Origin of the sequence: Schleiferilactobacillus perolens DSM 12744 (assembly GCF_001435585.1) — a bacterium.
GTDB lineage: Bacteria > Bacillota > Bacilli > Lactobacillales > Lactobacillaceae > Schleiferilactobacillus > Schleiferilactobacillus perolens.
The window spans coordinates 1-14,044 of record NZ_AZEC01000017.1 but is presented as its reverse complement, the minus strand read 5'-3'; the positions used below and the strand labels follow the sequence as shown (position 1 = coordinate 14,044).

General features: G+C 50.1%; 13 protein-coding genes. 6 read left to right on the top strand and 7 right to left on the bottom strand.

The window, feature by feature from the left end; translation table 11 throughout:
* Nucleotides 1-19 precede the first annotated feature (19 nt).
* Nucleotides 20-1,924, bottom strand: coding sequence for a M13 family metallopeptidase (locus tag FD09_RS13460; protein ID WP_057822215.1), 1,905 nt, complete (start codon nt 1,922-1,924; stop codon nt 20-22).
* A gap of 108 nt (nt 1,925-2,032) precedes the next feature.
* Nucleotides 2,033-2,482 carry a MarR family winged helix-turn-helix transcriptional regulator gene (locus FD09_RS13455; protein ID WP_057822214.1) on the bottom strand — a complete coding sequence of 150 codons (450 nt, stop codon included), beginning with the start codon at nt 2,480-2,482 and terminating at the stop codon, nt 2,033-2,035.
* Between the two features lie 218 nt (nt 2,483-2,700).
* Between FD09_RS13455 and FD09_RS13450 the strand changes: the two genes are divergently transcribed.
* Nucleotides 2,701-2,967, top strand: a complete 267-nt coding sequence (locus FD09_RS13450; RefSeq protein ID WP_057822213.1) for a hypothetical protein — start codon at nt 2,701-2,703, stop codon at nt 2,965-2,967.
* A gap of 3 nt (nt 2,968-2,970) precedes the next feature.
* Here the strand turns inward: FD09_RS13450 and FD09_RS13445 are convergent, their stop codons facing one another.
* On the bottom strand, nt 2,971-3,780 hold the full coding sequence (locus FD09_RS13445) for a hypothetical protein (RefSeq protein ID WP_057822212.1): 810 nt from the start codon (nt 3,778-3,780) through the stop codon (nt 2,971-2,973).
* Between the two features lie 313 nt (nt 3,781-4,093).
* On the opposite strand from FD09_RS13445, the gene FD09_RS13440 reads away from it, so the two are divergent.
* Nucleotides 4,094-4,912 carry an aldo/keto reductase gene (locus FD09_RS13440; RefSeq protein ID WP_057822211.1) on the top strand — a complete coding sequence of 273 codons (819 nt, stop codon included), beginning with the start codon at nt 4,094-4,096 and terminating at the stop codon, nt 4,910-4,912.
* 28 nt (nt 4,913-4,940) lie between these two features.
* On the opposite strand, the gene FD09_RS13435 is transcribed toward FD09_RS13440, so the two are convergent.
* The 4 genes from FD09_RS13435 to FD09_RS13420 form a co-directional block, all read right to left on the bottom strand.
* Nucleotides 4,941-5,447, bottom strand: coding sequence for a methylated-DNA--[protein]-cysteine S-methyltransferase (locus tag FD09_RS13435; protein WP_057822210.1), 507 nt, complete (start codon nt 5,445-5,447; stop codon nt 4,941-4,943).
* Between the two features lie 638 nt (nt 5,448-6,085).
* Nucleotides 6,086-6,571 (bottom strand): helix-turn-helix domain-containing protein, encoded by a 486-nt coding sequence (locus FD09_RS13430; protein WP_057822209.1) that lies wholly within the window; start codon nt 6,569-6,571, stop codon nt 6,086-6,088.
* A 309-nt stretch (nt 6,572-6,880) separates the two neighbouring features.
* Nucleotides 6,881-7,489: a hypothetical protein gene (locus FD09_RS13425; RefSeq protein WP_057822208.1), complete on the bottom strand. Its 609-nt coding sequence runs from the start codon at nt 7,487-7,489 to the stop codon at nt 6,881-6,883.
* A gap of 155 nt (nt 7,490-7,644) precedes the next feature.
* Complete coding sequence (locus FD09_RS13420) at nt 7,645-8,274, bottom strand: sugar O-acetyltransferase (RefSeq protein WP_057822207.1); 630 nt, start codon at nt 8,272-8,274, stop codon at nt 7,645-7,647.
* A gap of 117 nt (nt 8,275-8,391) precedes the next feature.
* Here FD09_RS13420 and FD09_RS13415 point away from each other — a divergent pair, with 117 nt between their 5' ends.
* From FD09_RS13415 to FD09_RS13400, 4 genes are all read left to right on the top strand, one after another.
* On the top strand, nt 8,392-9,645 hold the full coding sequence (locus tag FD09_RS13415; RefSeq protein WP_057822206.1) for an MFS transporter: 1,254 nt from the start codon (nt 8,392-8,394) through the stop codon (nt 9,643-9,645).
* An 18-nt stretch (nt 9,646-9,663) separates the two neighbouring features.
* Nucleotides 9,664-10,422, top strand: coding sequence for a TerC family protein (locus FD09_RS13410; RefSeq protein ID WP_057822205.1), 759 nt, complete (start codon nt 9,664-9,666; stop codon nt 10,420-10,422).
* 309 nt (nt 10,423-10,731) lie between these two features.
* Entirely contained in the window at nt 10,732-12,456 is a 1,725-nt protein-coding gene (locus tag FD09_RS13405; RefSeq protein ID WP_057822204.1) for an ABC transporter ATP-binding protein, read from the top strand.
* Between the two features lie 48 nt (nt 12,457-12,504).
* A complete protein-coding gene (locus tag FD09_RS13400; RefSeq protein ID WP_057822203.1) occupies nt 12,505-13,923 on the top strand; it encodes an ATP-binding cassette domain-containing protein in 1,419 nt (472 codons plus the stop codon).
* Nucleotides 13,924-14,044 lie beyond the last annotated feature (121 nt).

The following is a 14,044-nucleotide window of genomic DNA, read 5'->3' as shown; positions in this document are numbered from 1 at the left end:
TTTGTTTCACGTCATTCGATTACCAGATCACAACGCGTTTAGCTGGTTCTTTGTACATTCCATCGCCTGGCTGTACATTAAATGTCGTGTACCAGTCGGCTTGGTTTTGGACCTGAATATTAGCCCGCAGTTTGTTCGGCGCATGGACATCAATAGCCAAAATGAATTGGGCATATTCTTTCCGGGCCTTTTCTCGCCAAATGCGGCCCCAGTTCAAGAAGAAGGCCTCCAGATCCACATTGGGGTCCTTCTTGGCCGTAGCCAATGCCGCAGACAAACCACCATCGTCAGCGATATTTTCACTGACGATCTGCTTGCCGTTCACGGTACCGCCGGCGACTTTCAGACCGTCAAATTCATCAATCATGCCTTGGGTCAGTTCCTTGAACTTCTTGAAGTCAGCCTCTTGCCACCAGTTCTTCATGTTCCCGAATTCATCGAACTTAGCCCCGTTGTTATCGAAGCCATGACTGATTTCGTGGGCAATGACGGCGCCGATACCACCCAGGTTTTCACTGCGGCTTTGTTGCAGACTGTAGAACGGCGCCTGCAAAATGGCTGCTGGGAAGGTAATATCGTTGCGGTTCGGATCATAACTGGCATTGACTAAGTGGCCCGGCATATTCCATTCTGTCCGATCCACCGGCTGAGTCAATTGCTCACGGTTGTATTCATCGCCGGCTTCATTCAACGCCATGATATTTTCAAACAAACTCTTTTTAGCATCCACATGGAAACGATCGTAGACGGCCTTGGGATGATCCGGGTAACCCATCTTCAGGACCATCTTATTCAACTTCACGATGGCTTTATCTTTGGTGGACTGAGATAACCAGTCATTACTGCCTAGACGTTCCTTATAGGTCTCAATCATATCTTCGACCATTTCAGTGACATCGGCCTTCGCCTTTTCACCAAAATACTTACGGCCATAATAGATGCCGACGGGCTCGCTGAAGCGGCTATTAGCCACCCGATAGGCATGCTTTTCTGGACTGGCGGCTTGCGGCCGACCGGTCATGGCCCGGCCAAACGCCCCACCGTCGATCCGCAGCTGATTGCTTAAATAAGCTGTAGATCCGAGCAATTCTTGCACATAAGCCCAGTGGATAAACAGCGGATAATTGGCTTCGTTGAACAGCTGGTTGAATTCTTTGAAGAAACGCGGTTCCTCTACGATCACTTTGTCCGGCACCGCCGGAAGGATGTCTTTCAAGAGCCCTTCAAAGTCAAACGGGGCCAGTTGTTTAGCGACTTCTGCTGTCGGCGTCGGGTTATATGCGGCTGGATAGTCTGCCCACTCTTCCCGACTCTTGATGTGTTTAGCGACTTCTTTATCGAAGGCCAGTGTGTCTTTAACATACTGATCTTGTTCATCAGCGGACAATGGTGTTTGGGCGATGATGCCCCGGGCCATCTTTTCCCAGGCGGCCAGCAATGTGGCCGCTTGTTTGTTGCCCTCTTGATAATAAGTCGTGTCAGGCAAGATGGTGCCGATACCAGCCACAGAATAAGCATTCTTGCTGGTGTCTTTCATATCCGGACTGACACCAGAACTGAACGGGGCCGGATACAAGCCCTTCTGTAACGCACTGAAGTCGGCGGTGTAATCAGCCAGTGTTTGGTAGGATTGAATCTTGGCCAACCGCGGCAAGATCGGTTTAATGCCGGCGGCATCCCGGGTGTCAAAATCCAAGGCCTGTTTATACAACGTGATCGCTTGGGCAAAATATTTGTCTGGAATTTCTTCCTTACCGTCTGCCATGGCAGCAAATTCACCCATCATTTTCTTTTCAACTTCACGGGCTAAATCATTAAAACCGCCTGTTGAGGATTCATCATCGGGAATTTTTGCCTGTTTTTCCCAATCACCGTTGACGTATTCAAACAAGTCATCTTGTACGCGTACTTTTGTATCGGCCATGTGACCATTCCTTTCCAAAATACCATTTGCTTAGAGTTTAACTTAAAGAAGCGAAGAAGCAAAGGAACAAGCGGATCAAATTTATTCCAATTGTGATATTTTCGTGGGTTAGCCTTTAGCGGCGCGGTCGGTATTGATTTCAATTTGCCGGAGCATGGCATAAAAAGTGACTAATTGTTGATCCGTAAGCCCATAACGCAACTCCCGGTGCCCCGCAAGTAACGTCTGGACCAATTGCTGATAAACAGCCCGACCAGCAGGGGATAACCGCAAAAGCCAGCCGCGCCGATCATCTGGGTTAGCTGTCTTGTTGATCAGCGCCTGCTTCTGCAGCGTATTTAAACGTCGCGTGACCACACTGGCGGTAATCGCCAATCGCTGGACTAGCCAGTCCTGGCTAACCTCTTTTTGCTGGCCAATAAATAACACGATGAGATAGTTATCCAGTGTCAAATTTAACGGTCGCAGCCGCTTTGTCAGGTATCTGTCCAGCATCCGTTGGGTGTGGGTCACAGACGCATAGATGGCATCCGGCATGACCAGTTCTTGTTCTGCCATCCGCTGACTCTCCTTTCTGCCTTTAAAAAACAAATGATTGCTATAAATGCCTGTTTAACGGCTTTTTGGGGCCCATTCCCTTAACACGTTCTACCGCAAAAAACAATCTATCCGGGAAAAATTCTCCGTGCTATACTCGATTCATTGCGAAAAAAAGATTGGACCGCGCTCTTGCATTTGCAAACACCGGTTCGTATACTAACTGGGGAGGTCATCATATGCAGCAATTGAAATTTTTTACACCGACAGATAACGCTCACGTATGGCTGGATGCTGATACATATTTGTACGCCGCACCCACAGGCATTGTGTGTTTGAACCATCAAGACGGTGATCAGGTGGAAACTTTGGATACACTCAATTATCGGTTTTTCCGCAGTAATTTCCCGCTATTTCTATTTCACCATTTTCCCACGATCTCTCTGGTCGATGTCCACGCCTTAGAAGTGCGGTTAGACCAATTATACGAAAACACGGTGCGCTAGCCGTTAATTGCCCGCGTCACGCGTATCGCTGGACCCTTGCACCGTCCCCAGCATGCCGGCCCACTGCAATGTGGCCAGAGGATCTTGGCCGGAAAAGGTATAAAGCCGTTCTCCATCATTCCAAACCAAACGTTGACTGGACGCATCGGTGGCTGGTGTCAGGAGCGTGACCGCGCCCTTGTCACTGGGAGCAGGTAAAGAATCACCCCGCCACGCATTGACGACTTTTTCTGCCAACGGTTGGGCTTCATCCTTGGTACTACTGTCCTGGACGGTCACGACCCAATTGCCATTTTGCCAATGCAAATAGTGGGCAGTAGCGGCACCCGCTTTGGTCGCCGTGATATTCTTACCCAGATTCACCGTGGGCAGTCCGTCTTGGACTGGTTCGGCATTGACTGCGGCAGCGGCCGTGTCAGCGTCGTTATAATCCCGCCAAGTCAGTTGATATTGCCACTCCGATAAAGCATCCGATTGCAGATCTGCACTCGTGGTGCTTTCTTTGTATTGGATGACATGAATATCGCCGCTGGTGGTGGCACTCACTGTCCAGTAGCCATTTTTGGGTGGTGTTTTTAAGAGGTTGGTGGTGCCGGTGTCTTGGACGATTTTGGTGTTGATCGCAGCCAATGCGGCTTTGGGGCTCAAATTGGCGACTGTGGATTGACTGCTAGAGGACGCGTCACTGCTTTGGCTTTCTTTGGTTGTTGTGCTTTGGCTGGTGCTGTGTTCTTTGGCCGTGTTGGTTGGCTGACAGGCGGTTAGCGATAGTAATAGGCCGCCCGCTAACAAAGCTGTCACTAGTTTCCGCATGCTGTACTTCCTTTCTGGAAAAGGACCGAGCCGTGCCAAAGCTGCGCAAGCTTCGGTGGCAGGTGGCTGGAACGCTGTGACGGCGGTTTGAGCCCGCAAAGTACGCGGTCTCAAACACGCCTAACCACATCAGGGCAAAAAGCGCCCTGTGTGGTTTCCACAGCTGAGCCACCTGCCACCTACGCTTGCTCCGCATTGGCACTACCCTTGTTCTCACCTCACGGATAAATGGATCTTCTAAAATCACTGTTAGAACCATTATATGCCAACGGGGCGTGTGAATGTGCTACCATCATTTTGAGGGGTGATTTTTATGGCAATATTAACGGATACCTACACGCTAGCAAATGGTGTGGCGATTCCTAAGATTGGGTTTGGGACTTGGCAGGTGCAGCCAGGGCAAGAGGCGTATAATGCGGTGACTGAAGCATTGAAGATCGGTTATCGGCATATTGATACCGCCTATGCTTACCGTAATGAAGCCGATGTGGGCCGGGCGATTCGGGATTCCGGGATCAAGCGGGAAGATATTTTTGTCACCACGAAGCTGCCAGCAGAAATCAAGGAATATGATGCCGCGCTGGATACATTTAACGAATCCATGGCCAATTTGGATATTGGTTACGTGGATCTTTATCTGATTCACGCGCCCTGGCCTTGGGGTCAACGGGGGACGGATCACACCAAGGGAAATATTGCGGTTTGGTCCGCTTTTGAGGAAATCTACCGCACCGGACGGGCCCGCACCATTGGTATTTCTAACTTCGCTGTAAAGGACATGCAGGCTATCCTAGATCATGCGCAGGTCGCTCCCATGGTGAACCAGATTCACTGGTCAGTGGGCTATACAGAACCGGAGATCACCAAGTTTGCCCAAGATCATGGCATGCTGGTGGAGGCCTATTCACCGTTAGGTACCGGCCGATTGATTGGCAATAAGCATATCCAAGCAGTCGCCGATCATTACGGCGTCAGTACCGCCCAATTAGCACTGCGTTATTGCATTCAAAAGGGTGTGCTGCCGCTACCGCGCTCCATTAATCCGGACCATATCCGCGCAAATCAGGATATCGATGGCTTCACGATTAACACGGAAGACATGCGCGCATTGGACGAATTGCATCTGCGCTAACTCAATATTTTGGCACGAAAGCATTGGCTCACTGGGCTGATGCTTTTTCATGTTTTAATAATGCCTGCTTGAGGACAGCACCACCGCGATATTGGCCTAGTGAGCCGTCCTGGCGCAAGACCCGCTGGCACGGGACAATCAGCAGCCACGGATTGCGGGCAACCGCATGGGCCACTGCGCGGACTGCTGTGGGTGCACCGCTTTGTACAGCGAGAACACTGTAGGAAATCGTCGTCCCATACGGTACCTGGCGCAAGGCAGTCCACACCCGTTGTTGAAATGGGGTGCCGACCGGCGCCAGCGGCAAAGCAAACGCGGTCGCTGCACCGGTAAAGTATTCCTGAAACGCTGTTTGAATAGGCTGCGCGTCGCCGGCCGCCTGTATCCGTGCTGTTGCATCGTGCCATTCCGGTCGAAAATCACGCCAATCCTGCAACGTATTGCCTGGAAAACCAACGAACACAACGCCGATGTCGTTGCTCACGACCAACCAATCACCCCACGGTGACGGCACTGTGGTATATCCATATGACATCCCAGATGCCTCCTTTTGGCCCGTTTAACGGGCATTCCTAATTGTCCAATCGTATTTGTTGCCCCCTGCTTTCAAGGCGGCATATAATAACAGTGTAGATTGATACGCGCGCTAGTCTACACGTTCTGAGCGTCGGCAAAACGCACAGAACCCCCCATATTCGTTGGGTATACTCACGGACGGCAAGCCGTGAATATACGAAAGCCATTAGGAATGAGATGAATCCTGATGGTTTTTTTGTATCCAGAGGGCGCAGCGCCCCGGTCAGAAGCGTAGAGATAAGGCAGGGCAGGTGAAAAACTCGCACTTAAGTTTTACACCTGCCCTGCCTTACCTCATAGCTTCTGGGGCGCGGAGCCCGTTTTGCCGCCCTTGCCCTATGACANCTCGCACTTAAGTTTTACACCTGCCCTGCCTTACCTCATAGCTTCTGGGGCGCGGAGCCCGTTTTGCCGCCCTTGCCCTATGACATAGCCCCTGGTCGGCGGAGCCCGTTTAAGTCGGGTGATACCTGAGGGGCGCCTAATCAGTTTACATGAGAAACATACCCAACCCCACCAGTTGGGAAAAAAAGAGCAGGCCCAAACCCCCGAAAAAAAGGTCCCTCGCCTGCTCAAGCTCAGATATTCACCCAAAAATTACTTACGGTTGATGAAAGTAACCTTCACGTCGCTCTTATATGCATCCGCAATTTTTGCCAATGTCTCTAAAGAAGGTACACTATTACCCTTCTCTAAGTTGAAGACGCTGGAATACGCAATGCCGGTCGCTTCAGAAATGCTCTTACGATCCGCATTCTGATTTTCCCGATACTTCCGCAAGAAGTTGCCAGCCGTCTTAGCAGCATTGGCATGACTGTTATTGCGGGAAATCATGAATGAAGCGTCTTTGCTTTCAGTTTCAGCAACCACAGGCGCAGCCTTTTTCGCTGGTTCGCTGATACCAAACAATGCCGGTACATCCAAATTAAGATCCGGATTGAGTGACTTCAGTGTTTGCAACGTATTTAAAATGCTTTGACTGATTGTTTTTAATTCATCTTCTGTTGCATCCACCGGAATGGCAACTTGTGCCGTACCGCTATGGATGGGAATTTTTAATTCAATGGTGTTTGTGGAATCCACGATAAGCCCTCCAATATATTCAAGTTATACTTATCGTACACTCAACCGAACAAATATGCAAAAGAAAAAACCGATAAAAAATACTCTGAAAAATTACCCAAAACCTTGGTACGACGCGCTTTTTCGCTCTTTATCACAAAATCCTGAGTAAAAAATAAAAAACAGTAAAGAAAGCATGACTTTTTTGCGTCGTCATTTTTGGGGAAATGCGGGGATGTGCCATGCCTGCGGGCTTTCTCGCATGAAAGTAAAACAACACCCGTTCCTTTTACCGAAGCAAAAGGAACGGGCGTTGCTGGTCCAATTTAATTAAGATTGATTATTCTGCAATAATGCGGCCGTCAGTAATTCGCCGCTGTTATACGTCTGTTGCCGCAAGTCGCCATCGTGATCCGCTAAGTGGACGGTTACCGGGGCCAAATCAACGAGCGGCACGATCAAAGCAAAAATGACCCGGCCCCCTGGCGCAATCAGCCGATACTGATTTTTCCAAATAGCCTTTAACGTCGGGTATTCTTTGCCGATCGCTGTCACCAACTCATTATCTGGTCGCTCCAGCGACAGCGGGGTACGATTTTGGGAAGCCAACAGCCAGCCGCCTTGGATAAAAGCCAGAGGTTGGATATTATCCTGCGCAGTATTGACGTATTGCAATGTGAGAATGGCGCTCCATTGGCCAGTCAAAGTCCGAATATAGCGGACAGACCGCACACGAATCTCACCCAGCACCGTGGTCAGCCATTCTCCCCGAACACTCGCTGCCTGTGCAAATGCGGCCCGCAATTGCCGTTTGGATAAGCGCAAGTGCGGTACGTCAAAACTTTCATGCCCTTCCCGTAAACTAGCCAGGAATGGTCTGAGTCTTTGTTGAATTCCCATTGCATTCATTCCTTTCGCCCCCGTCGTACCAAACTTCATTAATCTATCATCTTATTGTTATCGTACCGGGGACCATAAGGAAATGCAACGGCTATGCATCGCCGTAAATAAAACGTAATAATCACTATCACCTTGCAACTATTCTGCAATAATGTAAGCGCATATTGTTTAAGAAACAGTAAACCTACCTGGGTTTACTGCCGTTTTGTCTGGGCTTGCCAATCTAAAAATTCTGCCTTTTGGGCCGCCCACACTGCTTGATCCTTTTCGGTGATGGGGCGCAGCACCCGGGCGGGATTACCCGCAATCACCACATGGCTGGGGACATCTTTCGTCACCACGGAACCCGACCCGATCACCACATCACTGCCGATGGTGACTCCGGGGTTAATAATCGTACCGCCGCCGATCCACACATCATTACCGATCGTGATGGGTCTGCCATATTCTAAGTCCTCACCGCGAATCGCCGCATCAATGGGGTGGCCGGCGGTGTATAAACTAACATTGGGCGCCATGTACACACGATTGCCAATCGTAATCGGTGCGGTATCCAAAAAGACACAATTGGTGTTCGCATAAAAATTATCGCCAATCGTGGTATGGATGCCATAGTCGATGTAAAATGGCGGTTCAATATAGTAATTATCACCCACTGTTTTAAACAATTCCTTCAGAATCGCTGGCCGCTTGTCCTTCTCCGCTGGCGGAATATGGTTAAAATCCCACACCAATTGTTTTCCCCGGGCGCTGTCCGCATGAATCTCTGGATCGGCTGCCTTATATAGTTTGCCACTCAACATTCTTTGTTTCATTGTTTCCATTTAACAATTCCCACTTTCCAGTTAAAACGTATTCAATTAGCCATTATACCCGAATTCCACACACTTTCGGTTATACTATTCACAACAACGAAAGAAAAAAGAAATGGGGCGAGTTCAGTGCGTTTCACCAAAGAAGAAAAGAGCTGGATGATGTACGACTGGTCCAACTCCGCCTATGGCATTGTGGTCGTGACCGCGATTTTGCCGATTTATTTCAAAGCGGTGGCGACCGGAGCTGGCGTCTCTGCCGCCAACTCAACTGCCTACTGGGGTTATGCCAACTCGTTCAGTACCTTGATCGTGGCATTATTGGCGCCAGTGCTGGGGGCAATTGCCGACTACCAGCCTTATAAACGGATGTTATTCATCCGGTTCAGCGCATTAGGCATCATTGGTACAGCCCTTTTGCCGTTTGTCCCGGCTAGTTGGTGGGGCGTATTGCTAGCCGTGTTTGTCATTTCTAACATTGGTTATTCTGGCGCCAATATTTTTTACGACGGTTTCCTGACTGATGTGGCCACTGCCGATCGGATGGACCGGGTATCGGCCAATGGATTTGCACTGGGTTATATGGGCGGCGTAATTCCCTTTGTCGTCGTGATGGTACTGGAGTTGACCAACGGCTTGGGCATGATGAGCCAGACCATGATCGTGCACTTTTCATTCTTTCTCTCTGCACTGTGGTGGCTGGTATTTGCCCTCCCCATGTGGCGGAATGTCCAGCAGACTTACTTCCTCGACAGTGTGGATCATCCCGTCCGCACCAGTTGGCACCGGGTACGCGTCACCATCGGCCGAATCGTGCATAACCGCCCGGTTGCTTTGTTCCTTTTAAGCTACTTTCTCTACATCGACGGGGTCGATACGATTTACACCATGGCCACCACCATCGGAGTTGATCTGGGTCTCAACAGCAGTTTACTAATGGTCGTACTGCTCATGGTCCAATTGATCGCCGTGCCGTTTTCCATTCTGTATGGCCGCTTGGCGCAAAGAATTGGCACGCGACCAGTGCTCTTAATCGCCATTGGTTTCTATGCTTTCATCACGTTATATGCTTACTTCCTCCGCGGCCAAGCCGGCTTTTGGTTCCTAGCCGTCCTCATCGGGATGAATCAAGGCGGTATCCAAGCGGTGAGCCGCAGCCATTATGCGCGGCTGATCCCGAAGCATGAGGCCAGTGAGTACTTTGGTTTCTACAACATTTTTGGTCGTTTTTCAGCGATTTTTGGGCCGCTCTTAGTCGGAGTGATGACGCAGATCACCGGCCGCTCCACCACCGGTGCCAGTTCTCTGTTTATATTTTTCTTCATCGGCTTTATTGTCTTTCTTTTCGTGCCAAGGGAAACGACCGCTTCCAGAAAGGGGTAACTTCCAATACTACAACGCATGTATGGTCCGTTCTTTGATTTGAACAATTGGGCCCACGTGATTACGTCCGGCAATGACTGGTTGATTATTTTGTCCCTCATTTTGCTGGAATGTCTGCTGTCTGTCGACAATGCCGTCGTGCTAGCCGCCCAAACTCAGGCGCTGCCCACGGAAGAACTGCAACGCAAATCCCTGCTCTACGGAATTTGGGGAGCTTACCTATTCCGGTTCATTGCGATTGGTCTGGGTACTTATTTGATCCATTTCTGGTTCATCAAAATTCTTGGGGCCGGTTACTTAGCCTACCTCTCATTCCATTTCTTCTGGGATCGATATCACCATATTGATGATGCAGAAAGTAGCGGCGAAAGCAAACTGCTTAAGGGTAAGCATCACCGGATCAGCTTATTCTGGCGGGTTGTCATTTCAATTGAATCCATGGATATCGTCTTCTCCATCGACTCCATCCTGGCTTCCGTCGCCGTCTCGAAGAATCCAGTAGTCGTCTTAATTGGCGGGATGATTGGCATCCTGTGTATGCGGGGCGTGGCCGAAATCATCATGGCGCTGATGGCCAAAATTCCAGAATTAGAAGTCATGGCCTACGCCTTGATCGCAATTATTGCGGTCAAATTGTTTCTGGCCATCCCAATGATCGGCATTGAAATTCCCAACAAAGCTTTTGCCCTGATTGTGGCCGGTGCTATTGCTGTGACGCTGATTATTCACTTTGTCCGGCAAGCCCATACAGCGACCAGCAAGCAAGAAAAAAATTAAAAGGCTTGTCAAGCTGGATTAGAGTGTGCTATCTTTAGGTCATCAAATATTAACGAGGTGAAACACATGTCCATTTCTGTACGTATTGCGCTGCTTGCATAACCTTCCAAGGTTATTGCAATTGTCTGAATATGTCGATTTAGCGGCATATATCAGCTCATTTGCGTACGTACAGGATATTGCGACGTGTGTTTTTTTGGTACCCCCGCTCAAGGGCGCAGTCTTTTAGCGCGGATGATACCCGTAGTGAACACTGTCTTTGTGCAACCTCTCCTGACGCCGTAAATGGGCATCAGGGGAGGTTTTTTTATGTTACATTATCTAACCGACGACCGGAAACACTTGGTTTACAACATCGTGCTGACGCTCGTCAACGCATTCACCATGACCTTCTACGCATACGTCTTGCAATGGGTCATGTATATCGCCACTGGGAAAATTAAGATGAGCTTTGTCACAGCCATCTGGTTGTTACTGGGCTATGTGGTTCTCTCTAACGCTATTGATTCACTGTGGCAATATGATAGCTTGGCTTGGCCGACCAAGATTTCCCAACGCATTCGCAATGATGTTTTTGCGACCATCGATGACTTCGATCCCTCCACCTTCAACCACACCACGACTGGCAGTTACGTGGCCAAATTGACGAAACAGGTGGATCTGGTCCAACAAAGCTATTTTCAAATCATCTTATTCCTGGCATACAATGCCGCCCAGTTAGTCATCGCGACAATCGGAACTTTGCTGATCAATCCGCTTATTACTGGCTTGATCGTCCTGCTGAGTATTCCGTCCGTGATCTTGCCCTTCTTAACCAAGAAATACTTGGAGAATGCCAAAGAAGGTGTTGTCGATCAACTGGATCATTACACCAGCCACATCACTGACTTTCTGCAAGGGTTCACCACGGTCCAATACGCATTGTCCCAACCGATTTTCTTCCGGCGGCATCAGGCGGCTAATCAGGAATTGACCGATGCCAGTACCCGGGACGTCAAAGTTCAAAAGATCATCGGCGGAATTTCCAACGCTTTTTCCGACGTCCTGTACTTTGGTACTTGGTTGTTAGGCGCGTGGTTCGTTCAGCAGGGCCAAATGGACTTGGGCCAACTTGTGGCCTTCTCCCAGTTGTCCGCCATGTTGAACTGGCCGATGGCGAGTATGATTCGGTATCTCACTGAACTTTACGGTGGCCGCAAAGCTGCCAGCGAGTTGCAGTCTGTGCTGGCACAAAAAGTCGACCGGCCCACGACAACCATGGCTCAACTCACCACCACCGATCCATTCATCGTGGGGCAGCACCTAGCCTTTCAGATTGACGATCAACCCATTCTGAAAGATGTTTCCTTCCGGTTGGGGGCTAAAGAAAAAGTGTTGCTGGTGGGCGCCAGCGGTTCCGGCAAGTCCACACTGGTGCGGACGCTGCTCAATGAAGTCCAAGGTTACTCCGGTCACATGACCATCAATGGTGTTGATCTCAAACAAATCGACCGGTTGGCCGTTTATCGTACCATCGGCATCATGGAACAACACGGCTACATCTTCCAGGGCAATGTCCGCGAAAACGTGAGTCTGTTTGACCACCAGTACAGCGACAAGCAAATCATCACGGCGCTGGATCGGGCCGGTTTAGCCAATTGGTTCACGACGCACGACTTGGATACCCCGTTGTCCGATCGCGGACCGGAACTATCCGGGGGTGAGAAACAACGACTGGCCTTAGCCCGGCTCTATCTGCGCGGTTATCGCTATTTCATCTTTGATGAATTGACGACTGGTTTGGACCCGAATATTGCCACCACACTGGAGCATGACTTGTTTCAACTGTCTCAAGGTTTCTTGTTGATTACCCACCGGTATAATGACGAAATCTTCCGGGCAGCCGATCGGATTTTGGTGATGAGTCATGGCAAGTTAGTGACCCAGGGCAACTTCCGCTCCCCTGCAGTGCAACGGGAGCTGCGCCGGCTGCAACTGGTCACTGATCCCAAGATCGGCCCAGCCGTACCGATTGAGTTAGCGCCAGCGGAATAATCTAATTATTTCCCGGGGAATAATTTGAACAGAAAGGAGTTTTCAACTATGGGTACCATTCAAATCCAAAACCTCACCTTCGGCTATCCCGATCAGGAAACGCCCTTGCTAAGTGATCTATCCGTATCCTTTGACGCCCGCTGGCACTTGGGTTTAGTCGGTCGCAACGGCCGGGGCAAAACCACCCTGCTGCATCTGCTGATGGGTGATCTCCAGGCCAGTCAGGGCACCATCACCACGGACCTGACATTCCACTATTTTCCCCAACCGTTACCGACCAACGCGGACACAATGGCCGTGAGTGACGTATTATTGGCCATTAGTGCCGCCGAGCCGTGGCAGTGGCAGGTGGAAATGCAAGATCTCGGTTTACCCTTAACCATCATGGATCAGCCATTCGGTACATTATCTGGCGGTGAACAGACTAAAGTGCTGCTGGCCGAATTGTTCAGCGCACCGGACGGCTTTGCCTTAATTGATGAACCGACGAATCACTTGGACGAGCAGGGTCGGACACAAACCGCCCGCTACCTGCGCCAAAAGCAGGGATTCATTGTCGTCAGCCACGATCCGTCATTCCTTGACGATACCACCGACCACACGCTGGCCATTGAGAAGAAACAAGTCTCTCTATATCAGGGCAACTACAGCGTCTGGCATCGGGAAAAGACGGCCACCGATACCCGGGAGGCCGAGCAGCAAGGTACGCTTAAAAAAGAAATTAAGCGGCTCACGGTGGCCGAACGCCAACGAGAAGCTTGGTCGAACAAAACAGAAGCAAAAGTCTCCGCGGCTGCTGATCGTGGATTTGTGAGTCATAAATCTACGAAAATGATGCGCAAGGCCAAAAACATCGAGCGCCGGAACACGACGGCGATTGCGGATAAAGAGGCCTTATTGAAAAACGTGGACGATGTTGAACCGCTTAGTGTGCCTTACACACCCTGGCGAGAAAGCACCGTACTGCGCACGAATGCGGTCGCTGTACATTTAGCTGGTCGGCAGCTTTTCCAACCGGTCAGCTTCGTCTTACAGCGCGGAGACCGATTGCAGATTCAAGGACCCAATGGCATCGGCAAATCGAGTTTGATTCATGCCCTGCTGGGTCAATTACCCGCAACCGATGTCTCAGGCAGTTTCCAAGTCCCTCAGGGCGTCACATTTTCTTACCTGCCCCAAACCTTTGCGGACCCGGACAAGCTAATGACGGTCGTGGGTCCAGATGCCCTGAAGGATCAGACGATTCTTTATTGGCTGCACAAAATGGGCATGCCCCGCCCCCCGCTTTCTCGTACCAGTGCAAAAATGGAGTATGGGCGAGAAAAAGAAACTGCTGCTGGCTTACGCGTTGCAAAGACCCGGCAATGTCTTGATCTGGGACGAGCCCACCAACTATCTGGATGTGGACACCCGGGACCAGTTACTGGCCGGTGTTCAAAAAAGCGACGCCACCATGATCATCATTGACCACGATCGTCAATTCACTGACGCAGTGTGTAACCGTCAGCTGGCACTCATTCGATGACCGGCTGCAAAAAAAGATCGTTCCGTGGATACCTTCAAAATGAAGTGCCCCATAATTGTTAGA

Bases quoted from the DNA above. Each gene is read 5' to 3' on its own strand.
- FD09_RS13420 (WP_057822207.1), bottom strand. From the start codon at position 8,274: ATGGAAACAATGAAACAAAGAATGTTGAGTGGCAAACTATATAAGGCA.
- FD09_RS13410 (WP_057822205.1), top strand. From the start codon at position 9,664: ATGTATGGTCCGTTCTTTGATTTGAACAATTGGGCCCACGTGATTACG.
- FD09_RS13460 (WP_057822215.1), bottom strand. From the start codon at position 1,924: ATGGCCGATACAAAAGTACGCGTACAAGATGACTTGTTTGAATACGTC.
- FD09_RS13400 (WP_057822203.1), top strand. From the start codon at position 12,505: ATGGGTACCATTCAAATCCAAAACCTCACCTTCGGCTATCCCGATCAG.
- FD09_RS13425 (WP_057822208.1), bottom strand. From the start codon at position 7,489: ATGAAGTTTGGTACGACGGGGGCGAAAGGAATGAATGCAATGGGAATT.
- FD09_RS13445 (WP_057822212.1), bottom strand. From the start codon at position 3,780: ATGCGGAAACTAGTGACAGCTTTGTTAGCGGGCGGCCTATTACTATCG.
- FD09_RS13405 (WP_057822204.1), top strand. From the start codon at position 10,732: ATGTTACATTATCTAACCGACGACCGGAAACACTTGGTTTACAACATC.
- FD09_RS13450 (WP_057822213.1), top strand. From the start codon at position 2,701: ATGCAGCAATTGAAATTTTTTACACCGACAGATAACGCTCACGTATGG.
- FD09_RS13435 (WP_057822210.1), bottom strand. From the start codon at position 5,447: ATGTCATATGGATATACCACAGTGCCGTCACCGTGGGGTGATTGGTTG.
- FD09_RS13455 (WP_057822214.1), bottom strand. From the start codon at position 2,482: ATGGCAGAACAAGAACTGGTCATGCCGGATGCCATCTATGCGTCTGTG.
- FD09_RS13440 (WP_057822211.1), top strand. From the start codon at position 4,094: ATGGCAATATTAACGGATACCTACACGCTAGCAAATGGTGTGGCGATT.